Here is a 24864-nt window from a genome sequence, read left to right on the forward strand (position 1 = left end):
GAGACACCTTATGATTTTTGACCAAGAAGACTACAAAGCATTTGACCCAGAGATTTGGGAAGCAGTTGCTAAAGAAGAAGAACGTCAACAGCATAATATTGAGCTGATTGCTTCAGAAAATGTCGTTTCTAAAGCTGTCATGGCTGCTCAAGGTTCTATTTTAACCAATAAGTACGCTGAAGGCTACCCAGGTCGCCGTTACTATGGTGGGACAGATGTAGTGGATGTGATTGAGAGTCTGGCAATTGAACGCGCCAAGGAAATTTTTGGTGCCAAGTTTGCTAATGTTCAGCCTCACTCAGGCAGTCAGGCTAATTGTGCAGCTTATATGGCTTTGATTGAGCCAGGTGATACAGTTATGGGCATGGATTTGTCTGCCGGCGGCCACTTGACTCATGGTGCATCAGTCAGCTTCTCTGGTCAAACCTATAATTTTGTATCTTATAGCGTAGATCCAGAAACAGAATTGCTGGACTTTGATGCCATCCTCCAGCAAGCCAAAGAGGTTCAGCCTAAGCTGATTGTGGCTGGGGCTTCAGCCTACTCTCATATCATTGACTTCTCAAAATTCCGTGAAATCGCTGATGCAGTAGGTGCCAAGCTTATGGTAGATATGGCTCACATCGCTGGCTTGGTTGCTGCAGGTCTCCATCCTAGCCCTGTTCCTTATGCAGATATCACAACCACGACAACCCACAAGACCTTGCGTGGTCCTCGCGGCGGCTTGATTTTGACAAATGATGAAGACTTGGCTAAGAAAATTAACTCAGCTATCTTCCCAGGCATTCAAGGCGGGCCATTGGAGCATGTCATTGCAGCCAAAGCAGTTGCCTTTAAAGAAGTGCTGGATCCAGCTTTCAAGGCTTATGCTCAGCAGATTTTGGACAATGCCCAAGCCATGGCCCAAGTCTTCCGTCAGCATGACAAGTTCCGTGTGATTTCTGACGGTACTGAAAATCACCTTTTCTTAGTTGATGTCACTAAGGTTGTAGAAAATGGAAAAGTAGCACAAAATCTCTTGGATGAAGTCAATATTACCCTTAATAAAAACTCCATTCCTTACGAGACTTTGTCACCATTTAAGACTAGCGGAATTCGTATCGGTACTGCAGCCATTGCAGCTCGAGGCTTTGGTGTAACAGAAAGTATCAAGGTAGCCGAGCTTATTATTAAGGCTCTGGAAAACGCTGAAAATGAAGCAGTACTGAATCATGTACGGGCGGAAGTGCGCGAATTGACGGACGCTTTTCCACTCTATGAGGGCTTGAACTAAGATGGATATTTACGTTAAAAAAGCGATTATTCATCAATTCAGCCCAGCTGATACCGAACTACTGCTGGCGGATAAGTTTCTCAACATCACTCCTAAGATTGAAGAGTACCTGCGCAAGAAGATTGAACGGGTCTATTCTGACGATGCTAAAACAGGTGTTTTCGATCCCGAAAACGTCTTTTTAGCCCAGTTTTCAGACGACTTACTGGAAACATCAGTGACAGTGGCCAAGCTTTGGCAGGAGGAGTTTTCTGTCAGTGAAAACCAGAAAACCAATGATCTGATTTTTGTCCAGTTTGACAAAGAGGGTGTGGAGCACTTTGCTTTTCTGCGGATTGCTCTGCGGGAAACTCTGACCCACTTAGGTGGCGAGGTGGACAATCCTATCAAGCTGACGCAAAACAATCTGCCTGGCTTTGGTACAGGTGCGGACGAGGCTTTGGTCATCAATCTCAAATCTCGCAAGTACCATCTGATTGAAAAGCGCATCAAGTATAACGGTGCCTTTCTCAATTATATGTCAGATAATCTCTTGCAGGTCAATCCGACAATCTCAGCTAAGAAATCAATCAAAGCACTTGAGAAGACTGCTCAAAAAGTTGCCGAAAGTTTTAACAAAGACGATTTTCAGTTCCAGTCCAAGGTCAAATCCAGTATTTTCAAAAATCTGGAAGAAAATGACGAACTGTCGCCTGAGAAGTTGGCCGATGATCTTTTTGACAGCAATCTGACTGCCCGACTTACCTTTATTGACCAAGTCAAGGAAGCTATTCCTGAGCCAGTCAAGTTTGATGAGATTGACAGCAGCCGCCAGAAGAAAAAGTTCGAAAATCAGAAACTCTCCCTTTCAAACGGAATTGAGCTCATCGTTCCTAATAATGTCTATCAGGACGCAGAGTCGGTAGAATTTATCCAGAACGATAACGGGACCTATTCTATTTTGATTAAGAACATCGAGGATATCCAAAATAAATAATGTTTAAATTTCTAAGAAGACTGATTTTAGTCCTTTTTGTACTCTTTGCTGGCTACAAGATTTATCAGGTTCATCATGATGTCAAGCAGGTCATGAGGTATCAGACTTTGGTCAGAGAAGTGCTGGACGAGCAGGACACAGCGGCCAATGAAGAATTGGTACTAGCCATGATTTATACAGAAACCAAGGGGAAAGATACTGATGTCATGCAGTCCAGTGAAAGCGCGACTGGTCAGACCAATGCTATCACGGACAACAAAGAAAGTATTCGCCAAGGAGTTCAGACTTTGTCTGATAACCTAGAGTTAGCCAGCGAGAAAAAGGTAGATGTTTGGACAGCAGTACAAGCCTATAATTTTGGTCAGGCCTATATCGACTACGTCGCTAAAAACGGTGGTGAAAATACGCTGGAGCTGGCTAAGAAATATTCAAAAGATGTAGTAGCGCCAAGTTTAGGAAATGTAACTGGCAAGACCTACGGCTACTATAACCTGATTTCTATTTTCCACGGCCCAGAGCTCTATATCAACGGCGGTAATTATTATTATTCCCGTCAGGTCAAGATGAACATGCACATCATGCGCCTCTTAAAATGGTTTTAGAAAGAAGTAATCAAGCTTCTTTCTTTTTTGATTGCGAAGTAATAATCCGGATATTTGTAACCACGATGGATACATGATATAATTTTGTACATCTATCATAAAAAGGAATGAAAAATGAACAAGAAACTTGCTTTTAAGCTCCTTATTCTGGTTTTAGTGACAATTGCCGGTCTAACAGCTTTTTACAACCATAAAGAAGCCAGTGGACTCAATACAAAACAATATGTACAGTCAACAACACCGACCTTGTTTTTCCACGGTTTTGGATCCAGCTCTAATGCTGAAAACCATATGACAGAGGCAGCCAAAAAGGCTGGAGTCACTCAGACAATTATCACAGCAAATGTCAGTAAAAACGGGCAAGTAAGCTTATTAGGCGAGATACCAAAAGGTGCTATCAATCCTATTATCAAGGTAAACTATGAAGATAACCGCAATGCCGACTACGCTCAAGATGGCAAATATGCAGCAGCTGTGATTCGCAAGCTAGAAGAAACTTATGGTTTTAAGAAGATGAATCTGGTAGGCCATTCGATGGGAAATATGTCCATCCTCTTTTATATGCTGGAGAACGGTCAGGATGAAAAGCTGCCCGAGCTGCAAAAGCAGGTCAATATTGCCAACCATGTTAATGGTCTGCAAGGAAGGGACTTGCCTGAAGATTTGAGAATCCTAGACGACCAAACTGGCCAGCCTAGTGCTATGAGCCAGACTTATCAAAAACTACTGGGATTACGAGAAGTATATCCACAAGAGCAGGTAGATGTCCTTAATATCTACGGCGATTTCAAAAATGAATCCGACGGTTCTGTACTCAATATTTCTTCTCGCAGCCTTAAATATCTCCTGGTTGAGAATGCCAAATCTTACCAGGAAAAGAAAATCACAGGTCAGTTGGCTCAGCACAGCCAATTGCATGAGAATCCAGAAGTAGACGAATTACTGATTGACTTCCTTTGGAAAAAGTAGAAAAGAGCAGTTACTGGCAAGCAAATCCAGTGACTGTTTTTTCTTTGAACTTCTTTGAGAAATGTTGTAAAATGTATCTATTATCTCAAGCCCTCAACGGATGAGATAATAATAACTCCATCATTGCAGCAACTTAACTGGAGCACTCTGAATATCAAAAGGAGCAGAAATCGCAAGCTCGAGAAACAGAAATTCGAGGCAGTCAGATAGTAAGTTTGCTGCGAAAAAAGCTATAGAATTTGGGAAACTATAGCAGGAGGAAAAGAGGAAAAAATATGAAATTCAAAAAAACTTTAATGACAGCAGGAGCCTTGCTGGCTACTCTGTTTACTGTATCGACCGCAGCTGCCGATTCAAATGTTCAGAAAGTCATTGATGAGACTTACGTGCAACCTGAGTATGTGCTGGGTTATTCCTTGGATGAAAGCCAGAAACAGCAGACCTTGCAGATGTTGGGCTACAATTCATCCAGCGACAGCAAGCCTCTCAAGACCATGACTCCAGAAGTCTACTCTAAAATCATGGATGTTGCTAATGACTCTAGCCTGCAGCTTTATTCTTCTGTGAAAATCCAGAAGTTAGGCAGCAATAAGCCATTAGAGGTCAAAATTGTCACTCCGCAAAACATCACTAAGGTTACAGAAGATATGTATCGCAATGCAGCTGTTACTCTGGGTGTTCAGCACGCGCAGATTACCGTTGCAGCACCAATTCCGGTAACAGGTGAGAGCGCCTTGGCAGGGATTTACTACTCTCTAGAGGATAATGGCGCGACCATTCCTCAGGAAAATAAAAATCTAGCGCAGGAAGAACTGGCTGCCCTTTCTGGTATCAATGCTGAAAACACAGGTAAGGAAGGCTATGACGCAGACAAGCTCAACGTGGCTCTGGCTGATATCAAAGCGGCTATTGCCAATGCTAAGAAGAACAACAGCAATCTGACAGCAGATGATGTCCGTAAGATTGTTGAAGAAACCTTGAAAAACTACGGTCTGACTCAGTCAGTGACCAGTGACCAAATCAACCTCATCGTGAATTTCGCTATCAATCTTTCAAACAGTGGAGTCATTACAGATTCTGACTTTACAAAGACACTTAGTGACTTGAAGGACAGCATTGTTTCAAAGGCAGGGGATACCTTTAACAATATTAACCTTAACTTTGATGCAAACGGCCTCCTTCAAGAAGGCGGTAATTTCTTTTCTAATATCTGGAATGCCATTGTCAACTTCTTTAAAGGATTGTTCGGCGGTTAATTTCAAGACTATGTAAAACAAGGCTGGGACATTTTAGTCCTAGCCTTGTTTGTTTTTTATACGTTAAATCCTCCATCAGAAGTCTTCCTGTGAAGGATTTTTAAAATATGATTTACTTGTTACTCCCACTCAACAGTTGCAGGTGGTTTGCTGGTGATATCGTAGACGATGCGGTTGACATGGTCTACTTCGTTGACGATACGAACAGATATTTTTTGCAGAACATCCCAAGGAATCTTGGCAAAGTCAGCTGTCATACCATCAATAGAAGTGATAGCGCGAATCGCAATTGTGTAGTCGTAAGTTCGGCCGTCGCCCATGACCCCAACAGAACGGACACCTGTATTAACAGTAAAGTATTGCCAGATGTCGCGGTCAAGCCCAGCTTTGGCGATTTCTTCGCGTAGAATAGCATCAGATTCGCGGACAGTTTCTAATTTTTCCTCAGTGATTTCTCCCATAACGCGAATAGCAAGTCCTGGGCCTGGGAACGGTTGGCGCCAGACAATTTCATCAGGCATACCAAGCTCGGTACCCAAAGCACGAACTTCATCCTTATAAAGTGTGTTCAACGGCTCAATCAGCTCAAACTGCATGTCCTCCGGAAGACCACCAACGTTATGGTGAGATTTAATAGTCTGAGCAGTGTCGGTACCAGATTCGATAACGTCTGTATAGAGTGTTCCTTGAGCCAAGAATTTTACATCTTTCAGTTTGCTGGCTTCATCATCAAAGACATAGACAAACTCGTTTCCGATGATTTTACGTTTTTGTTCTGGATCTGAGACACCAGCTAGTTTATCAAGGAAACGTTTAGCTGCGTCAGCTTTAATGATATTTAAACCAAATTTGCCGCCCAGCATATCCATGACCTGATCTGCTTCGCCTTTACGCAAAAGACCATGATCCACAAAGATACAGATTAGTTGATCGCCGATTGCTTTCTGTAAGAGAACACCGACAACAGAAGAGTCTACACCACCAGAAAGTCCCAACAGAACCTTCTTGTCACCAACGGTTTGGCGGATTTTTTGAATTTCCATGTCAATGAAGTTATCCATAGACCAGTCGCCTTTAGCTCCACAAATATTCAGAGCAAAGTTGCGCAGGATATCATAACCAAACTCTGAATGACGAACCTCAGGGTGGAACTGAATGCCGTAGATTTTCTTAGTTGGATTTTCAATAGCTGCAAAAGGACAGTCAGCAGAAGTACCAGTACGGACAAAGTCAGTGGGAATTTCTGTTACTGCATCTCCGTGGCTCATAAGAACTAACTGGCTTTCAGGCGTACCGTTGAAAAGGCTGGAATTAGCAGTATGTGACAGATTTGACTGACCGTATTCACGATTTCCAGCATGACCAGCAGGAACAACCTTGCCGCCCAGCTTGTGAGTTAACAGCTGCATACCATAGCAAATCCCCAAAATCGGGATTCCCAACTCAAAAATTTCTGAATCAATATCAAAGGAGCCGTCTTCATATACAGAATTCGGACCACCGGAAAGGATAATCCCGACAGGCTGGATAGCACGGACCTCGTCTGCAGTAATCTTGTGGCTCTTGAGCTCAGAAAAAACACCGATTTCACGAATGCGGCGTGAAATCAGCTGGTTGTACTGGCTGCCGTAATCAAGCACGATGATCTTTTCGACATCTTGCAATTCAGTTCTAGTTGTCATCTGTTCCCTTTCTTAAAAGAAGTAATCTTTTCCCCTCATTTTATCACAAAAAAGGAATTTTTCCAAGGCAATAAGGAGCAAGAGTGCTGAAAAAAAGAATATGAGTCTTTATTTGGCTAAACAGCTAGAATCGTGAGAAAAGCAAGCATTTGAGAGCTAATACTTATCATTTAGTTTGACATTTGAAGTATTTGGTACTAAAATAAAGGAAGGTACCAAATAAGAAAGAAGAGTCAACATGTTGCCCGCATATATCAAAATTCATGATCAGATTAAGAAAGACATCGACGATGCCGTTTGGGAGATTGGAGAGCGCCTGCCCAGTGAGCGAGATCTAGCCGAAACCTTTAAGGTCAGCCGTATGACCCTGCGTCAGGCCATTACGCTCTTGGTTGATGAGGGGGTGCTGGAGCGTCGGGTCGGCAGTGGTACCTTCGTAGCCAGCACACGTGTTCAGGAGAAAATGCGCGGCACCACCAGCTTCACGGAAATCATGAAGGCGCAAGGCAAAACGCCATCCAGCCAGCTTATTTCTTATCGGCGTACCCTGCCGAGTGAGCAGGAAGTGGAGAAACTAGGTATCCACAAGACGGAAAATGTCATTCGGATGGAGCGGGTTCGCTACGCTGATGATTTGCCGGTGGTCTACGAAGTGGCTTCAATTCCAGAGAAGTTCATTAAGAATTTCAAAAAAGAAGAGGTGACCAGTCATTTCTTCCAGACCTTGCAGGAACATGGCTATAAGATTGGCAAGTCCCAGCAGACGATTTATGCTCGGCTGGCTAAGGAAAAAATCGCCAATTACCTCGATATTCCCCGCGGCCATGCTATATTAGGACTGACTCAGATTTCTTACTTTGATGACGGTACAGCTTTTGAATATGTAAAAAGCCAGTATGTCGGCGATCGTTTTGAATTTTATTTAGAAAACAATTAATTATTGCAAAACTCTTGGTTATCACCAAGGGTTTTTATCTTGTATTTCACTCGACAGAAAATGCTGATTGACCTTTTGCAATCTCATATTTCGAGTGTTTATTTCCCTTGTCAGACTAGAGTTTATCATGCTTTTCTGGTATAATGTTTCTTATGGAAATTGAAAAAACAAACCGAATGAATGCTCTCTTTGAGTTTTATGCGGCGCTTTTGACTGACAAGCAGATGAACTATATTGAGCTCTATTATGCGGACGACTACAGTCTGGCTGAGATTGCTGAGGAGTTTGGTGTCAGCCGTCAGGCCGTTTATGATAATATCAAGCGGACGGAGAAGATTCTGGAAGACTATGAGAAAAAGCTGCACATGTACTCGGACTACATTGTCAGAAGTCAGATATTTGACCAGATTACGGAGAAATACCCTGACGACAGCTATCTGCAGGAGCAGATTGGGATTCTGTCTGGTATTGACAACCGAGAGTGAACATGGCTAAACAAGTTATCTACAAGGGAATGTCTTGCTGGTTGTTAGAGTTGGAAGAATCTTTTCCTGCCAGGGTACAAATCATCTCCCCTGACGATCTTTCTAAGGCAATGCAAGAAGGCTTCGGTTGCTGGGGCTATCCAAATGAGATTATGAAAGAAGTCTCTGCTGAAGAATACGCTTGTTTAACACGTTTTGGAAAATTTCCACTGAATTGATTGAAATAGAAACTAGGAGAATAAAAATGGCATTTGAAAGTTTAACGGAACGTTTGCAGAACGTCTTTAAAAATCTGCGCAGAAAAGGAAAAATCTCAGAGAACGATGTTCAGGAAGCAACCAAAGAGATTCGTCTGGCCCTTTTAGAAGCCGACGTTGCCCTGCCAGTTGTCAAAGACTTTATCAAGAAAGTCCGTGAGCGCGCTGTCGGTCATGAGGTTATCGATACCCTCAATCCAGCGCAACAGATTATCAAGATTGTTGACGAAGAGCTGACAACTATCCTGGGATCTGATACTGCTGAGATTATCAAGTCACCAAAGATTCCGACTATTATCATGATGGTTGGTCTGCAAGGGGCTGGTAAAACCACCTTCGCTGGAAAGCTTGCTAATAAGCTCAAGAAGGAAGAAAATGCTCGTCCGCTCATGATTGCGGCGGATATTTACCGTCCTGCGGCTATTGATCAACTGAAAACACTTGGACAGCAAATTGATGTACCTGTTTTTGCTTTAGGTACGGAAGTTCCAGCTGTTGAGATTGTCCGTCAAGGTTTGGAGCAAGCGAAAGCCAACCACAATGACTATGTCCTGATTGATACGGCTGGTCGCCTTCAGATTGACGAAAAGCTCATGCAGGAGCTGTCAGATGTCAAAGCGCTGGCTAATCCGAATGAAATCCTCTTGGTTGTCGATGCTATGATTGGTCAGGAAGCGGCTAATGTCGCTCGAGAATTTAACAGCCAATTGGAAGTGACTGGGATTATCCTGACCAAGATTGATGGCGATACCCGTGGTGGTGCAGCCTTATCTGTCCGTCAGATTACTGGTAAGCCTATTAAATTTACTGGTACCGGTGAAAAAATCACTGATATCGAAACCTTCCACCCAGACCGCATGTCCAGCCGGATTCTGGGCATGGGGGACATGCTGACTCTGATCGAAAAAGCCTCTCAGGAATACGATGAGAAAAAATCGCTTGAAATGGCTGAAAAGATGCGGGAAAACACCTTTGATTTCAATGACTTCATTGATCAGCTGGATCAGGTACAAGGCATGGGGCCTATGGAAGATTTGCTCAAGCTGATCCCAGGTATGGCTAATAATCCTGCCCTCAAAAATATCAAAGTGGATGAGAAAGAAATTGCCCGCAAGCGTGCCATTGTATCCTCTATGACACCGGCTGAGCGTGAAAATCCAGACTTGTTGAGTCCTAGCCGTCGCCGTCGTATTGCCAATGGTTCGGGTAACAGCTTCGTTGATGTCAATAAATTTATCAAAGACTTCAATCAAGCTAAACAGATGATGCAGGGCGTTCTGTCAGGCGATATGAGCAAGATGATGAAGCAAATGGGGCTCAATCCAAACAATATGCCTAAGAATATGCCTGGTGGCGGAGGAATGCCCGACATGTCAGCTCTAGAAGGCATGATGGGCCAAGGCGGTATGCCAGATATGTCAGGCTTAGGAGGAGCCGGCATGCCGGATATGAGCCAAATGTTTGGTGGTGGTCTCAAGGGCAAGGCTGGAGAGTTCCTGATGCGCCGCAGCATGAACAAAATGGCCAAGCAAATGAAGAAAAACAAGAAGAAGCGGAAGTAATCAGGGAGAACTTCATCAAACAACTTGCTTATAAGTATATATTTAGGAAAAGTTTAAAGGGAAAATTATGGAAATAAAAAATAGGAGTCAAACAAAGTTAAAAAATCTTATCTCAAGGTTTATATCTCAATTTGCTGAATTAGGAATAAATCAAATAAAAACTGCAATTACAAATTTTATTTCTCTATTTATATTTGTTATAGTTTTAATTTTTGCTGTTATTTATATAGGGATTCCATCTTTGGGAAGTTTATTTAATTCATTATCTCCTTGGAATCAACAAAAACAAGAAATAAGTGCAAAAAATAATGTGAGAGATGCCTATTCTTCATTATAGGGAGTAACGTAGGTATTATCTCTCAAAATGGTTTTATTAGTTGGTTTAGTAGCAAAGAAGCGAAAGAAATTGATATTTCGATACCAAAGCTAATTAATTATTCTCCTCTGTTTGATGATGATTCAAATAGAAGTCAGTTAAAAACTGCTTTTGAATCATCGTTTAACAAAGATACAAGTTTCCAATCTGCTGGCACTTATAAAATATTCTATGACGGAGAATTAGTTGTTGGCTGGAAAGATGGGGAAAAGATTAGCAGTTTCAAAGATTTATCCAAGGTTCAAAAGAAAGAGATACTAGCTGATTTACAAAAGAAAATTTGGAATAAATCAAACGTAAAATTTAATGAATGGGAAAAAATTGGGGATCAAGATAATGTTGATTTTGATTTCAAACCTTCTTCCAACCGAGTTAAGATTATAGGAAAATTTCTGGATGAAGGTGGTTGGTTCTTTGGCGTTGGTAAGAAAAAATATAAATTATATGTTGAGTATGATTTGAAAGACGATGATACACCTGTTTTAGTAGATAAAAGTTTGAAAGTGGAGGAAGTAAAATGATATTAGTTAAGAAATTTTGCTTTCCTCTGATTGTTACTGCTTTATTTATTTCAATTTTTCTGGGTTATAATAAATATTCAGAAAGACAATTGTTGAAGCAAGACTTAAATCTAGATGGTATTTTTATTAATGTAAAAGGTGTAGAAATATCTACTGAAGAAACAAATTATTTTGAAAGTAAGCCTTATAAAAAAATTAAAATAGAAATTCCCTCACTATCTTCTCAACTTGATGATCAAACATCTAGTAATTCTAATAATAAAGGAACACCAAATCAAATTATTAATAGAGAAAAATTTGATAAAAATTTTGTTGATTGGTTGAAATCGATTTACGATGAAAAAATTGCAAAAAGATATACAAAAAAAATTGAAATTTGGTATAGAGATATCAAGGTTGTAGATAAAGAATATAAATGATAATCAATAAGCTGCATAAATCCGTTATGTGGCTTGTTTTTGAAAATCTCAGATTCAGATACGGAGACTAGAATGAAGCCTTTTTTGACTCAATTGATTCATCGACTTGCTAAAACCTTTCAAAAATTATTGAATAAGCTGCCTAGCCACCCTATTTCTCATCTACCTGCCAGCAAGGTCGAAATACATCCTATTATCATGATTCCAGGTAGTTCAGCGACAGAGAATCGTTTTAATCGAATGGTTAAAAAACTCAACCGCAATCAGCATTCGCGTCATAGCCTAGTCCGTATTAAAGTCTGGAATGACGGACATATGATTTATCGAGGGCATTTGAAGCGGAAGGATAGAAATCCCATTTTTGTGGTTGGCTTTCAAAATAATCGCGATGGTTATGAAAACATCAAGCAGCAGGCGGCCATGTTTGACGCCGCCTTGACTGTTTTGCGAGAGAAGTACTCTTTTAACAGTTTTAAAGCGCTGGGGCATTCTAACGGTGGTCTGGTTTATACAGTATTCTTGCAGCAATACCTAGCAAACCATTCTGGGTTAGAGATGGAAAAGCTCCTGACTATCGGCAGTCCTTATAATCTAAACAAGAAAAATCTTAATCATCGAGTTCAAATGTTGGATGACTTTGTAGCCAATCAGGAAAAACTGCCTAAGAAGCTGCAGCATTTGTCAATTTTGGGAATTTTTTTCCGAGATGGCGACGGAATTGTTCATAAAAGCAGCGTAGAGGCTGGGAGTTTGATTTACAAAGGAAAAATCTCTTCACACAGAGAGGTCGTCATCGTAGGCAAGGATGCACACCATTCTTCCTTGCCGCAAAATGAGCAAGTAGTTGATTTGATTAAAGGGTTTTTATTCTAGTAATTATTTTACATAATTTAATTTTGATAAAAAATAGAAAGGCGATAAAACAATGAAAATGATAGACATTCTTCATAGGTATTATGGTGACTTTGATCTGATAAATGAAAAATGGAATGAAGACTATGAAAGCATTTTGATTAAGCCAAAGGATGATCAAGAATATAAAAGATGTCGTTTGGCAAAGAAAACACCTAAAAAAGAAGGCTACTTTACAGTCTTTTGGAAAAAGGACCAAGACAACAAGAATATCCCTTATACTGATAAAGACTTAGGTGATGAACTGGTTATTGTCGTCATCGACGACCATCATTGCGGTATATTTATCATTCCCAAAGAGGTGGCTATCAGTAAAAAAATTCTTTCTACAAAGGATTGTAAAGGAAAGATGGCTATGCGGTTTTATCCATCCTGGTGCAGCAATTTAAATAAAACAGCTCAGGCAACACAAAAATGGCAATTGGATTATTTTCAAAAAATCGAATTAGAAGAATAAGTTTTAGGTAAAACAAGATAGAGTTTAATTTCGCAATTTTGTCTTGTTTTTATTATCTATTTTGTAGTAAAGTTCTTTTATTTGTCAAAAAATTTATTTTAAAAAGTACATTTTTTGATTATGGACACTTGAAAAAATTTCCAGTGTTCACTTAAATAAAGTACATTTTTGGACTATTTTTGTCCGAAAAAAATTTTTAGATAAACTAAAAATTTATGTACAATTGACTTAACATGAACTAAACCATTGATATAACTGAATTAGAAGTATAAAGTACATTCTTTAAAAAGTGTACTTTATTTTTGTTTTGTACATTATTTCGGAGTGGTATTTTGTATGTTTTCTAGTACATAATATCCTATAATCTGAGAAATTGATTTGTACATTTTTTACTCTAGTAACAGCAGAAGAAGTGGTGGTTCAATTGTACATTTTAAAAATATGAACGTATCTTGTGTAAGAGCATGCTTTATATTTATATTTTATTGATGGTATAATTAGAAGGCAGATTTTTCGGAATTATTACTAGAGATGATTAACGATACTTCAAATCAATTAGTAGCCAATGCCAAGAGTGTAATGTACGAAAATACACTTTTGTTCAGATGTGAGGAAGCTGAAATAGTCGCAAGAATAAATCAAGAATGGTTCAAAGCCTTCGCAGCCTCAGAGACAATGTATATGATGGTTTTTGAAGCTATAAAGGATTACTCTGATTATGTAAATAAAATTGATAATAAGGAGAGAGAAAAATCTATTCATAAATACACAGCCTTGAAATATATACACGGAAGAGGTCTCCAACAATTTTTTCTAATGAAGAACGGTTTTACTGATGGTGCGTATTCGAGGTGGCGTTCACTTTACGAATTAAATATCTAAGCAATGCAGTTAATAATAATTAACAGCCCTCAATCAGATCTCCCAGTATATACGCTGGTTGAATATAAAAAAGCTCCAATAAATTTGGAGCTTCATTTAGAGTACCCATCACTAAGGCACTCACGCCGTCTCGGCAATTCAATTATGTGAACATTATATCAGTATCGTATACTATTGTCAACACTTTTATTGCACTCTTTTTAGAAAATTTTTGTTAATTTTCCATTTTAACTGAATAATATTTTTCAAAAAATATATTAAAAATATTTTTCTGATTCTTCTAACATCGAATAAGGTAACCTCGTTTAGTACTTTCAATATATCAAATAAAGCAATTTTCTTTAAATCATTAGAATTATTAATTTTAGGTTTCAGTTTTAGGCGACGAACTAAATTAGTATTTAGAATCAAATTTTCAGGAGTTCGAATTCGAGAAATTAGACCATAGTGTGCAACACAATTTCTAGCTTCTCTCATTATTTCAAGATAATTTATAAACTCTTCTTTCTTAGAAGATGGACTCCCTACAAAACCTAAATCTTTCATAATATTATTTTGAATAGTAGAGTCTAGACCTAAAAATAGTACAATCAAATCATTTAGCATCAAAGTGTTAATAACTACCCATATAGGTGGATATTCATATTTTGCTACATATGGGTACTTAAATTTGCAGTAATCGCTGTAACTTAAGCTAATAAAGTCTCCAGTGCATCCGTTCATTCTAAAATTTGTTAATTGTTGATTATTAGACAAGTTTTGCAAAGCTGAAGACTGTGCTGAATCAACTACAAATTTTCCTTTGAATCTGTTTTTTTCGACACCTCTAAATTTTCCTCTAAATTCTCCATCAAAAAATAATATCTGATTACCTAATCTACTATGATAAGTACAAGTACCAGTGAAATCGACATTATGCGCAAAAACGTCTTTCTGGACATATTTTTTAAAAAATTTATGGCTATTGTATACTTCATTTTTTTGAATATCATAGTTATAAAAATAATTAATTAAATGTGCTGGACCAGAATTTTGATTAGGAATAGAATAATGACTAATATCAAGGTAGAAAGTGTTTAAATTTGAAGTAATTGTACTAAAATTACCAAAATAAGACTTACTTAAATGATAAGAAATACTAGAACTAAGTGCTAATTCAACTAAAGCTAGTTGCTTATATAATTCCTTAGAAATTTGCTTATCTAGATTATACACTCGTCTAAAATCATTAAAAGAAATATTTTTATGGTAAATTTTAGATTCTTTATCACTCAAAAAAAGTGTTTCAAAACCATTAATAGCATTAAAATAATTATTCTGTTTTATATACTCATCAAATATTGACTCATTGATGCGTTTAAGTCCTCTTTGAGATTGAATTTTTCTTTGATCAGGAATGTCTTTAAAAAGCTTATTTTTCATTTTTGGATATTATTTTTCCTTAACATATTTTACATTTCCTGAAAGGTGCTTCATAAATCAGCACTCTCTCTATCTATATTATATCACATATAACAAACCGAAACAGGATAAAATAATTCAGAGTTTATTTATTGTGAAAAATTTCAAAAATCGAACTAGTAAAAATATGGTCGTTGCTTTGTAAGGTATGAAAATTAATAAGATTAAAATGGAACGCTGGATTTTATATTTATCAAAAAAAATACGACATATTCGAACTGTTGAACATACTGATTATGGATTAACTACTCCATGTGAGCACTCCGCAATTACTTTAGCACAACTTACAAGTTTGCTTTTAACCGTATATTCATCTGGTGATGCTCTAGTAGCAACAAACATGATAAATAAGTGGGTAGATGTGGTAAGAGAAGAGTATTTCAAGACACATGATTTCATTTTTCCAGATGATGCTAAATTATGGGATGAAGATAGCAATTTATCTTGATGAGAAAACTTACAAACAATTGAATGTAAAAAATGGATGCTAATATACATCCATTTTTTTAATTCAGTATTGATAATTTATTAAAAACAGCATAAAATAGAAGTGTTAGTTAATTTTCAATTAAATGAAGCGAATATATTACCGCCTGAGCTATATGCCATGCAAGAATAGGAGGTACTGCATTTCCGATTGCTTTATAAGCTGAGGAAGCGCTTGTATTAAATATAAAGTTATCTGGAAAAGATTGTAATCGAGCACATTCTCTTACAGTTAATCTTCTCCAACCTTTCTTGTCTTCATGATCATTTGGGTTATTGACATAGTTAGGATCGGTGTTGTAGTGTGCCTCGATATTTCCATGATGTTCTGCACGAATTGTAGAAGCAGGAGCATTTTTTGGGATTTGGTTATTACCCTGTCTTTTTATATCGTCTCCATAAAATTTTGCATGGGATACGCTATTCCTATTATGATTAGCAATTTGATTGGTATTAAATAGTTCCCAAATATCTTCTAACGCATCAAATGCGGTTCTTGGATTTCCAACATGAGTAGGTTCTGGGTAATAGATTTTCTCATTATCACCTATATCATTTCGGATTCCAACTATAATTACACGTCGTCTTGATTGGGGGACGCCATAATCCGCTGCATCTAGTACATTATATTGAATGTCATAGCCAATTTGTTTGAAATGTTCCATAATAATCTCAAGTGCTGTTGCATCAACATTCTCAAGGTCGTTGTTTCGAGAATTGCAGATACTTATCCTGAGTTGTGTGACCTTTGGAGTAGCAAGAATTTAGAAAAATCTGATGAGGTGACGAAATCGGTAGAATCCGAGAATAAAATATTTAATTGGATTTGTGATTGTTGTGACTTAGAATTTCAGGAGAGATTAGGGACTGTTCTAGATGTATTTACCAACAATAATTCTAATAAACTTAACTCAATATGTCCTTACTGTAATAAAAAAATTCCTAAACCAAATGAAACACTGAGCTATGTTAAACCGTACTTAAACAATGAATGGGTAAAAGAACTTAATGGTGATATCGATGCCTTCTTTTATAATTCAAATACTTTAGCTGATTGGATTTGTCGAAAATGCCACAGAAGTTTTAAAGCAAAAATTTCTGAACGTCACGAAAACGACCAATGTTGTCCATATTGTTCTTTTAAAAAGACTGCAAAAGGTTATAATGATCTTGAAACAACACATCCTTGGTTAATTAAAGAATGGTCATCATTAAATAAACAAGAAATGTCTTCTGTAAGGGCAAATTCAACATATAACGCATGGTGGAAATGCCCTGTATGCAATGGAGAATATCAGCAAGTTATTAAAGAAAAATTTTACAGAGAAAATTCTTGTCCATACTGTAGGAATCAAAAAGTATTAAAAGGGTTTAACGATCTAGCAACAACGCCTAATGAATGAGTGGGATTATCTAAATAATTTCTTGATAGCAAGTCCAACTGAAATTACAGAGTTAAGTAATATGTCTGTATGGTGGATATGTCAAGAAAACCTTAATCACCGTTACAAAATTCAAGTAAAAGAAAGAATGGCATACAAAAAACGAAATAAAAGGGCGTGTTCCATTTGCAAAGGCTACAGAAGAAAGCAAGAACACTTTGTACAGTTTAAAAAGATATAGATAAATAAAAACACTTTAAATAAAAAGTGTTTTTTTCTATATAATAAAATGTACATTTGAAAAATTTTTAGTTTTCACTTAAATAAAGTACATTTTACAGATGATGAGCAGCTTTAAAAATTTCCAGTGTTCACTTAAATAAAGTACAAAATTGAATATAATTGGCTTAAAAAATTTTTTTGGTTATTCGGGATATTGTAAAGAGCTTGCTTGCTTCCCTCTATCATCTTTCCGAAAAACTATAATTTTCTTGAAAAATATACCTAGATATGCTATACTACTGTTATAGAAAAAACGGAGAAATATGATGAGACGTGAACTGTTATTAGAAAGAATTGATAAACTTAAGGCTACCATGCCCTGGTACATTTTGGAATATTACCAGTCTAAGCTGGCGGTGCCTTATAGTTTTACAACCTTATACGAATATCTCAAAGAATATGATCGCTTTTTTAACTGGGTGCTAGAATCTGGTATCACGGATGCTTCTCAAATTGCCGAGATTCCTCTCTCGGTCTTGGAAAACATGACCAAGAAAGACATGGAGGCCTTTATTCTTTATCTGCGCGAGCGACCGCTTCTCAATGCCAATACAACCCAAAACGGTGTTTCCCAGACAACCATTAACCGAACTCTATCAGCTTTGTCCAGCCTCTACAAATATTTGACTGAGGAAGTCGAAAACGAGCAGGGTGAGCCCTACTTCTATCGAAATGTGATGAAAAAAGTTGCTACTAAGAAGAAAAAGGAAACTCTGGCAGCTCGTGCAGAGAATATTAAGCAGAAGCTCTTTTTAGGGGATGAGACAGAAGAATTCCTCCAGTATATTGATACAGAGTACCCTAAGAAGCTCTCTAATCGCGCTCTATCTTCTTTTAACAAGAACAAAGAACGAGATTTAGCTATCATTGCCTTGCTGTTAGCCTCTGGTGTTCGTCTGTCTGAAGCTGTTAATCTGGACCTAAAAGACATCAATCTAAAGATGATGGTCATTGAAGTAACTAGAAAAGGCGGAAAAAGAGACTCTGTCAATGTTGCTGCTTTTGCCAAGCCCTATTTAGAAGAGTATCTGAGCATTCGGAGCAAACGATACAAGGCCGAAAAGACTGATACAGCCTTCTTTTTGACTGAATACCGCGGCACTCCTAATCGAATCGATGCTTCCAGTGTCGAAAAAATGGTAGCTAAGTATTCTGAGGACTTCAAGGTGCGAGTGACGCCTCACAAACTCCGCCACACACTTGCTACACGTTTATACGATGCAACCAAATCTCAAGTTCTCGTCAGCCATCAGCTAGGGCATGCTAGCACTCAGGTGACGGACCTCTACACCCATATTGTCAATGACGAGCAAAAGAATGCTTTGGACAAATTATAATATTACATAATTTAAAGTATGTAAATCGCGAAATAACAACAAAAGAGCGAAAATCTAGTTTAGATGCTTCGCTCTTTTTCTTATAAAAATTCAATCCAATAGTTTCGATGCGGCTCGACAATCAGTGGTTTGCCCCAGAAGTGCTTGAGATGCTCCAGATTCGCTGCTGTGACTGGTCGATTTTTGGTGTTGTACTTTTCAGCACTTTCTCTAGTTAGGAAGCATTTGACCGCTTCGTAGGAGCCTTCTGCGGTCTCTCTATTTAGCCCTTCAAAGCTAACTTCATCGCCTGGCTGAGGATTATCCGTGAAGAGTTTTCCGATAAAATAGACCGTTTTACTCTTCATCAGATCGTAAGCCTTGATATTTTCTATTCGATTATTAGCTGCTGCAAACATGATGCAAAAGCTGTCAACAAGATCCTTTAAGGGCAGCAGATCTTCCTTGGGAACGAAGATATCTACCATGTAGAGCCCACCAATGACTAGGTTTTGGAAAGAAGGTTGCTGGATAACATTATCTAACGCCATGCCAAGCGGCAATTCCACAGATTGATAGCCAGATTTTTCAAATTCTTCTTTCTTTTTCTCATAATCTTCTGCAGATATGCTAACATAAAAATTGTCTGGATTAGGAGATGGTTTTTTCTTCAGAAAAGCTACAACTGTACGGTCCAACTGCTCAAACAGACCAAGGCTTTCTACTGGGACTTTCCGCATCAAGACACCCCTTTCTCTGATTCCCTATCATTTTATCATATCTAGCAGATAAAGCCTAGAGAAAACTAGCTAGTTAAGGAAACGTAAGAATGTTGCTGATTTGAAATAAACTCTTTACATGAAAAGCTAAACTCTTCGAGAGTTTAGCTTTTCTTTATGTCATATTTTAACCGACGATAGCTTCAGCAATCTCTTCTCTGCTGATTCCAGCAAAGTAACGGCTAATATCAATCGTTTCAAGAGCTTTCAGGACATCTTCGCGTTCGTATTTAACACCGCGAAGCACATCTTCTACTGCTGCTACGTCCTCAATGCCAAAGAAGTCTCCATAGATTTTAATATCCTGAATCTTGGATTCAACAACATTGGCAAAGATTTCTACCTTACCACTGGTAAACTTGGTGCCACGGCGCACGTTGTATTCAGGTGATTTACCGTAGTTCCAGTCCCAAGTTCCAAACTTGCTATCTCTGATTTGCTTGATTTCTTCCAGTTCTTTCTCAGAGAAGACATATTCTGTCATTTCTGGATACTCTTTCTTCATATAGTCCAGAAGCAGGTCACGGAATTCTTCGACAGTAATCTTTTCTGGCAATTCATTGACAATATTTGTCACGCGTGCACGAACGGATTTAACACCTTTTGATTCGAACTTGTCTTTAGAAACCTTAAGCGCATTGGCCAAGACAGACAAATCAACATCAAAGAGCAGGCAACCATGGTGCATGATACGGCCGTTAATATAGGCCTGCGCATTGCCGCAGAACTTCTTACCGTCAATTTCCAGGTCATTACGGCCAGTGAATTCAGCCTTTACCCCAAGTTCTGCCAAGGTGTTGATAACTGGCGTAGAGAAACTCTTGAAGTCAAAAGCTCTATCTTCACTTTCCTTAGAGATAATGGTGTAGTTAAGGTTGTTTAGATCATGATAAACAGCTCCGCCGCCGCTGATACGACGCACAACTTCAATGCCATGCTCACGAACGTAGTCACGGTTGATTTCTTCGATGGTATTTTGGTGACGCCCTACGATGATAGAAGGTTTGTTAATCCAGAGCAGGAAAATTTCATCCTCATCTAAGAGGTGTTTGAAAGCATATTCTTCCAGAGCAATATTAAAAGCTGTGTCATTTGAGTAGTTAACAATGTATTTCATAAGCTACCTCTTTATACGATAGAGACTGGAACAATGATTTATGTCCAGTCTAATCTATCTTTTAAATTATTTTTTCTTAGGTGAGTGGACTGCTAATCCCAGTACATCTGCAAATGCTTCGTACATAACTTCTGAGAAGGTTGGATGACCGTGAATGGTCTTAAGCATTTCTTCTACGGTGATTTCCATTTCGATGATGGTTGATGCTTCATTGATTAATTCTGCCGCTGCAGGACCAATGATATGAACACCGAGGACTTCACCATACTTCTTGTCAGCGATGACTTTAACGAAGCCTTGAGCTGCATCTGAAGCGATAGCACGGCCGTTAGCAGCGAAGTTGAACTTACCAATTGCTACATCATATTTCTCACGAGCTTGCTCTTCTGTCAAACCAACTGCTGCTACTTCTGGCAGGGTGTAGATGGCTGCAGGTGTCAGATTGAGTTTGGCAACATGGTGGTTACCCTTCAGAGCATTTTCAGCAGCAACTTCACCCATTCGGAAGGCTGCATGAGCCAGCATCTTAGTACCATTGATATCACCAGGTGCGTAAATACCTGGAACAGAAGTTTCCATGTACTCATTGACCTTGATACGGCCGCGATCCAGTTCGAACTCAACCTCACCGATACCTTCTAAGTCTGGCACGCGTCCGATAGAAAGCAGAGCCTTATCTGCGAGGATATCATCCTTTCCTTCAACCTTGATACGAAATTTACCATTTTCTTCGATGATTTCTTCCAACTTAGTTTCAGTCAGAATTTTCATCCCCTTGCGCTCCAAGATGAGGCGAAGGTTTTTAGAAACTTCCGCATCCATAGCTGGGACGATACGATCCATCATTTCGATAACGGTTACCTTGCTACCAAAAGTCATGAAGGCTTGTCCAAGCTCAATACCGACAACACCACCGCCGATAATAACCAGATTTTCTGGCACTTCGTTCATTTCCAGAATGTCATCACTGGTCATAACAAGAGATGATTCCATACCAGGGACATTAATCTTGCTGACTTTGGAACCACCAGCTAAGATAATCTTCTTCGTTTCTAGCAGCTCGCTGCCGTTTACAAGAACATTCTTGTCTTTAGTAATGGTACCAATTCCCTTATGAACATCTACGCCATAGCTACGTAGAAGTCCAGCAACACCGCCAACAAGCGTATTGACAACCTTGTTCTTGGTTTCCAGAACCTTGTCCATGTCCACTGAGAAGCTTGGATTTTCGATAATGATACCGCGGTTAGCAGCGTGGCCAAGGCTTTCAATGATTTCAGCATTGTGCAGGTAAGTCTTAGTAGGGATACAGCCACGATTCAAGCAGGTTCCGCCGAGCTCAGACTTCTCAACCAAGGCAATCTTGCCACCCAGCTGGGCTGCTTTGATAGCCGCTACATAACCTGCAGGTCCGCCACCGATAACAACGATATCGTAAGCATCATCACTCTTATCATCATCTGTGCTTGCTGCCGCGGCTGTAGGAGCTAGTGCTTCCGCAGGTGCAGAACCGCCAGCAGTTGGGATATTTTCCCCTTCTTCTCCCAAGTAACCGATGACTTCCGTTACCGGAACAGTTTCTCCGTCACCTTTGAGTATGGCAATCAGGTAGCCGTCTTCTTCAGCTTCCAATTCCATGCTGACCTTGTCAGTCATGATTTCCAGAAGGATTTCCCCTTCTTTGACAAATTCGCCGACTTTCTTATTCCATTGGACAATTTGCCCTTCGGTCATATCCACGCCGGCTTTTGGCATAATTACTTCTAAAGCCATTTTTCTTTCCTTTTCTAATTTAATTTTTCACTTGCTGAGTGTTTCGTTTCTTTACTTTTTAAACTAGCAAAGAAAATCTTATACCAACATTGAAATTGGATCTTCAATCAAAGCCTTCAAGTCCTTCATAAACTTAGCTCCAGCCATTCCGTCAACTACACGGTGGTCAATGGTCAAGCCTAGGCTCATAATTGGACGGATAACAATTTCGCCATTAACAACGACAGGTTTTTCCACTGTCGAGCTCACACCTAAGATAGCAGAGTTTGGTTGATTGATGATTGGCCCAAAAGACTGAACGCCAAACATACCTAAGTTACTGATTGTGAAAGTTGAGTTTTGCAGCTCGCTTGGAGCTAACTTGCCTTCCAAGGTACGTCCGATCACATCTTTAAAGGCTACCACAAGCTCTGATAGGCTCATTTTTTCTGCGTTATAGACAACTGGTGTCATCAGGCCATTATCCATACCGACTGCCATTGAAAGGTTGACATAGTTGTGTGTGATAATGGTCTTGCCGTCCTCTGTCAAGGTCGAATTAAGGTAAGGATGTTTCATCAACGTCTTCACAACAGCCAGCGAAAGCAGGTCTGTGACAGTTACTTTCTTGCCAGTTGCTTCCATGATTGGATCCAGCACTTTTTTACGCAAGGCCAGCATTTCTGTCATATCAACATCATAGTTGAGGGTGAATGTTGGCGCCGTCAGGTAAGATTCTACCATCCGCTGAGCGATAACTTTCCGCATCGGCGTCATTGGAATACGCTCAATTTCACCGTAAGGAGTGACATTATCAGGTATTTCTTCCACTTTTTCAATTTGAGCAGGAGATTTGATTGTATCGCTCTCAACATTCTCAGGCAAGAAAGCTAGAACGTCTTTCTTCATAATCTTGCCACGATGGCCAGTTCCTTGAATCTCTTGCCAAGCAATATTGTGTTCTTGGGCAATTCGTTTTGCCAGTGGTGAAATGCGCACCACGTTTGTATCTTTATAAGTTTCCACGTCTTCTTTGTGGACACGACCGTTTGCGCCTGAGCCAGAAACATCATAGAGGTTGATTCCCAAATCATCCGCTAACTTTCTAGCTGCAGGAGTCGCTCTTAGCTTATCATCAGCCATGACCTCTCCAATTCTAATTATGATACTAAGGGCGTAAAAAGCGACTGAAAAATAGGAAATCGACGCAGGCTTCGATGAAGCCAAGGAGATTTATCTTTTTTCCGAGCTTTTAGCCCGAGTTCGAATATAAGATACTAAGGACGCAGAGGGCAACGAAAAAATAGGAGATTGATGCTGTGTTCGATGAACACAAGGAAATCTATCTTTTTTTCGCAGCCCTCCGTCCGAATTCAATTACATGATACTAAGGGCGTAAAAAAATCAAAGTGAAAATAGAAAACTTAACGAAGAAATTTTAGTTTCCAGAAAAGTTTATTTTTCACACAGACTCTAGCCCGTGTTCAACTCTACAAGCAACTTGGATACGAAACGTATCTCAAGTTGCTTGGGTTGCCGCTATCTGCGACCAACCTAGTAGACTTACTAATTCGCTCATCGGATAAAATCGGTCCGAATAACGATTATCTGCAATTAATAAAATTTTAGCTACTTTGACCCTCTACACAAGATTAGATTACATAAAATAATTTATGTAATCTAATTCATAAGAAAGCCTTTTCTTTATTATACCTTATTCTTTATGATATGTCTTCCGAATAGCGTCTTTGATGCTTTCAACGGTCGGAATCATCGTGTTTTCCAAGTTTTGTGCATAAGGCATTGGCACATCTTCACCTGCACAGCGGCGGATTGGCGCATCTAGATAGTCAAATGCTTCAGACTCAGAAATAATCGCTGAAATCTCTCCGATATAGCCACTTGTTTTGTGGGCATCATTAACCAGAACAACCTTACCAGTCTTCTTAACAGAATTGATGATAATATCCTTATCAAGCGGCACCAATGTACGTGGGTCGACCACTTCTACAGAGATGCCTTCTTCTGACAATTCTTCCGCTGCCTGCATGACACGGCGAAGCATTTTTCCGTAGGTAACAACTGTTACATCGGTACCTTCTTTTTTGATTTCACCTACACCGAGTGGGATTACATACTCAGGATCTAGTGGTACTTCGCCTTTTTGGTTAAATTCAGACTTGTATTCCAGGATAATGACCGGGTTGTTGTCTCGGATAGAAGCCTTGAGAAGCCCCTTCATATCAGCCGGAGTTCCTGGAGCAACTACTTTAAGCCCTGGAATGTGGGTAAACCAAGACTCTAGAGACTGCGAGTGCTGAGCAGCAGAGCCAACTCCATTACCAGCTGCACAACGGACAGTCATTGGCACTTGACCTTTTCCGCCAAACATATAGCGCGTTTTAGCGGCTTGGTTTACAATAGCATCCATGGCAATTACAGAGAAGTCCATAAAGGTCATGTCTACGATTGGACGCAGCCCTGTCATAGCTGCTCCAGCTGCTGCTCCAGAAATAGCTGCTTCCGAAATTGGACAGTCACGTACACGCTCTGGACCGAACTCTTCCAGCATACCAACAGATGTTCCGAAATCTCCACCAAAGACTCCGACATCTTCTCCCATCAAGAGTACATTTTCATCGCGACGCATTTCCTCAGACATAGCGAGGATAATGGTGTCACGAAAAGACATAGTTTTAGTTTCCATTTTCTTTTTCTCCTCT

At 39.3% G+C, this 24864-nt stretch carries 26 protein-coding genes; 18 read left to right on the plus strand and 8 right to left on the minus strand.

Annotated features, from left to right (window positions below; genetic code table 11):
* Positions 1 to 10: 10 nt before the first annotated feature.
* From glyA to RSK81_RS06215, 5 genes are all read left to right on the plus strand, one after another.
* Positions 11 to 1273: a serine hydroxymethyltransferase gene (gene glyA, locus RSK81_RS06195; RefSeq protein WP_315686200.1), complete on the plus strand. Its 1263-nt coding sequence runs from the start codon at positions 11 to 13 to the stop codon at positions 1271 to 1273.
* Position 1274: 1 nt separating this feature from the next.
* Entirely contained in the window at positions 1275 to 2249 is a 975-nt protein-coding gene (locus RSK81_RS06200; protein WP_315686201.1) for a nucleoid-associated protein, read from the plus strand.
* A complete protein-coding gene (locus tag RSK81_RS06205) occupies positions 2249 to 2851 on the plus strand; it encodes a lysozyme family protein (protein WP_315686203.1) in 603 nt (200 codons plus the stop codon). The genes RSK81_RS06200 and RSK81_RS06205 overlap by 1 nt, the downstream gene beginning before the upstream one ends.
* A gap of 114 nt (positions 2852 to 2965) precedes the next feature.
* Positions 2966 to 3820: an alpha/beta hydrolase gene (locus RSK81_RS06210; protein WP_315686205.1), complete on the plus strand. Its 855-nt coding sequence runs from the start codon at positions 2966 to 2968 to the stop codon at positions 3818 to 3820.
* A 275-nt stretch (positions 3821 to 4095) separates the two neighbouring features.
* Positions 4096 to 5076 carry a DUF1002 domain-containing protein gene (locus tag RSK81_RS06215; RefSeq protein ID WP_268701545.1) on the plus strand — a complete coding sequence of 327 codons (981 nt, stop codon included), beginning with the start codon at positions 4096 to 4098 and terminating at the stop codon, positions 5074 to 5076.
* A gap of 119 nt (positions 5077 to 5195) precedes the next feature.
* On the opposite strand, the gene guaA is transcribed toward RSK81_RS06215, so the two are convergent.
* Positions 5196 to 6758, minus strand: a complete 1563-nt coding sequence (gene guaA / locus RSK81_RS06220) for a glutamine-hydrolyzing GMP synthase (RefSeq protein WP_125401660.1) — start codon at positions 6756 to 6758, stop codon at positions 5196 to 5198.
* A 238-nt stretch (positions 6759 to 6996) separates the two neighbouring features.
* On the opposite strand from guaA, the gene RSK81_RS06225 reads away from it, so the two are divergent.
* From RSK81_RS06225 to RSK81_RS06265, 9 genes are all read left to right on the plus strand, one after another.
* Complete coding sequence (locus RSK81_RS06225) at positions 6997 to 7695, plus strand: GntR family transcriptional regulator (protein ID WP_002895508.1); 699 nt, start codon at positions 6997 to 6999, stop codon at positions 7693 to 7695.
* 152 nt (positions 7696 to 7847) lie between these two features.
* Positions 7848 to 8180, plus strand: a complete 333-nt coding sequence (locus RSK81_RS06230; protein WP_032907526.1) for a putative DNA-binding protein — start codon at positions 7848 to 7850, stop codon at positions 8178 to 8180.
* Between the two features lie 2 nt (positions 8181 to 8182).
* Positions 8183 to 8398, plus strand: a complete 216-nt coding sequence (locus RSK81_RS06235; RefSeq protein ID WP_002924705.1) for a hypothetical protein — start codon at positions 8183 to 8185, stop codon at positions 8396 to 8398.
* Between the two features lie 26 nt (positions 8399 to 8424).
* Positions 8425 to 9999 (plus strand): signal recognition particle protein, encoded by a 1575-nt coding sequence (gene ffh / locus RSK81_RS06240; protein WP_032908171.1) that lies wholly within the window; start codon positions 8425 to 8427, stop codon positions 9997 to 9999.
* Positions 10000 to 10066: 67 nt separating this feature from the next.
* Positions 10067 to 10336 carry a hypothetical protein gene (locus RSK81_RS06245; protein WP_315686209.1) on the plus strand — a complete coding sequence of 90 codons (270 nt, stop codon included), beginning with the start codon at positions 10067 to 10069 and terminating at the stop codon, positions 10334 to 10336.
* Positions 10337 to 10892: 556 nt separating this feature from the next.
* Entirely contained in the window at positions 10893 to 11315 is a 423-nt protein-coding gene (locus RSK81_RS06250) for a hypothetical protein (protein WP_002934360.1), read from the plus strand.
* Between the two features lie 72 nt (positions 11316 to 11387).
* Positions 11388 to 12188, plus strand: coding sequence for an alpha/beta hydrolase (locus RSK81_RS06255; protein ID WP_002924699.1), 801 nt, complete (start codon positions 11388 to 11390; stop codon positions 12186 to 12188).
* A 52-nt stretch (positions 12189 to 12240) separates the two neighbouring features.
* Complete coding sequence (locus tag RSK81_RS06260; protein WP_002924698.1) at positions 12241 to 12684, plus strand: MepB family protein; 444 nt, start codon at positions 12241 to 12243, stop codon at positions 12682 to 12684.
* A gap of 579 nt (positions 12685 to 13263) precedes the next feature.
* A complete protein-coding gene (locus RSK81_RS06265; protein WP_315686210.1) occupies positions 13264 to 13566 on the plus strand; it encodes a hypothetical protein in 303 nt (100 codons plus the stop codon).
* Positions 13567 to 13752: 186 nt separating this feature from the next.
* Here RSK81_RS06265 and RSK81_RS06270 read toward each other — a convergent pair whose 3' ends face one another.
* Complete coding sequence (locus RSK81_RS06270) at positions 13753 to 14988, minus strand: Abi family protein (protein ID WP_002934768.1); 1236 nt, start codon at positions 14986 to 14988, stop codon at positions 13753 to 13755.
* 208 nt (positions 14989 to 15196) lie between these two features.
* On the opposite strand from RSK81_RS06270, the gene RSK81_RS06275 reads away from it, so the two are divergent.
* Positions 15197 to 15475, plus strand: a complete 279-nt coding sequence (locus RSK81_RS06275) for a hypothetical protein (protein WP_231908376.1) — start codon at positions 15197 to 15199, stop codon at positions 15473 to 15475.
* Positions 15476 to 15584: 109 nt separating this feature from the next.
* Here the strand turns inward: RSK81_RS06275 and RSK81_RS06280 are convergent, their stop codons facing one another.
* Positions 15585 to 16277, minus strand: a complete 693-nt coding sequence (locus tag RSK81_RS06280) for a DNA (cytosine-5-)-methyltransferase (RefSeq protein ID WP_315687760.1) — start codon at positions 16275 to 16277, stop codon at positions 15585 to 15587.
* An 18-nt stretch (positions 16278 to 16295) separates the two neighbouring features.
* Between RSK81_RS06280 and RSK81_RS06285 the strand changes: the two genes are divergently transcribed.
* The 3 genes from RSK81_RS06285 to xerS all read left to right on the plus strand — a co-directional run bounded on the left by RSK81_RS06285 (position 16296) and on the right by xerS (position 18514).
* The gene (locus RSK81_RS06285; RefSeq protein WP_231908377.1) at positions 16296 to 16916 is read left to right on the plus strand and encodes a zinc-ribbon domain-containing protein; all 621 of its coding nucleotides are present in this window, start codon (positions 16296 to 16298) and stop codon (positions 16914 to 16916) included.
* Positions 16909 to 17136, plus strand: a complete 228-nt coding sequence (locus RSK81_RS06290; RefSeq protein WP_002924691.1) for a zinc-ribbon domain-containing protein — start codon at positions 16909 to 16911, stop codon at positions 17134 to 17136. Before RSK81_RS06285 ends, RSK81_RS06290 begins: the two co-directional genes overlap by 8 nt.
* Positions 17137 to 17443: 307 nt before the next feature.
* Complete coding sequence (gene xerS / locus RSK81_RS06295) at positions 17444 to 18514, plus strand: tyrosine recombinase XerS (protein ID WP_032908170.1); 1071 nt, start codon at positions 17444 to 17446, stop codon at positions 18512 to 18514.
* Positions 18515 to 18594: 80 nt separating this feature from the next.
* Here the strand turns inward: xerS and RSK81_RS06300 are convergent, their stop codons facing one another.
* The 5 genes from RSK81_RS06300 to RSK81_RS06320 form a co-directional block, all read right to left on the minus strand.
* Positions 18595 to 19233, minus strand: a complete 639-nt coding sequence (locus RSK81_RS06300) for a hypothetical protein (RefSeq protein WP_315686211.1) — start codon at positions 19231 to 19233, stop codon at positions 18595 to 18597.
* Positions 19234 to 19399: 166 nt separating this feature from the next.
* A complete protein-coding gene (locus RSK81_RS06305; protein WP_002895497.1) occupies positions 19400 to 20389 on the minus strand; it encodes a lipoate--protein ligase in 990 nt (329 codons plus the stop codon).
* A gap of 66 nt (positions 20390 to 20455) precedes the next feature.
* Complete coding sequence (gene lpdA / locus RSK81_RS06310) at positions 20456 to 22162, minus strand: dihydrolipoyl dehydrogenase (RefSeq protein ID WP_315686212.1); 1707 nt, start codon at positions 22160 to 22162, stop codon at positions 20456 to 20458.
* Positions 22163 to 22240: 78 nt separating this feature from the next.
* Complete coding sequence (locus RSK81_RS06315) at positions 22241 to 23284, minus strand: dihydrolipoamide acetyltransferase (RefSeq protein WP_002900355.1); 1044 nt, start codon at positions 23282 to 23284, stop codon at positions 22241 to 22243.
* 571 nt (positions 23285 to 23855) lie between these two features.
* On the minus strand, positions 23856 to 24848 hold the full coding sequence (locus RSK81_RS06320; RefSeq protein WP_125382234.1) for an alpha-ketoacid dehydrogenase subunit beta: 993 nt from the start codon (positions 24846 to 24848) through the stop codon (positions 23856 to 23858).
* Between the last annotated feature and the right edge of the window lie 16 nt (positions 24849 to 24864).

Origin of the sequence: Streptococcus sp. DTU_2020_1000888_1_SI_GRL_NUU_041A, from assembly GCF_032387735.1 — a bacterium.
Lineage (GTDB): Bacteria > Bacillota > Bacilli > Lactobacillales > Streptococcaceae > Streptococcus > Streptococcus sanguinis.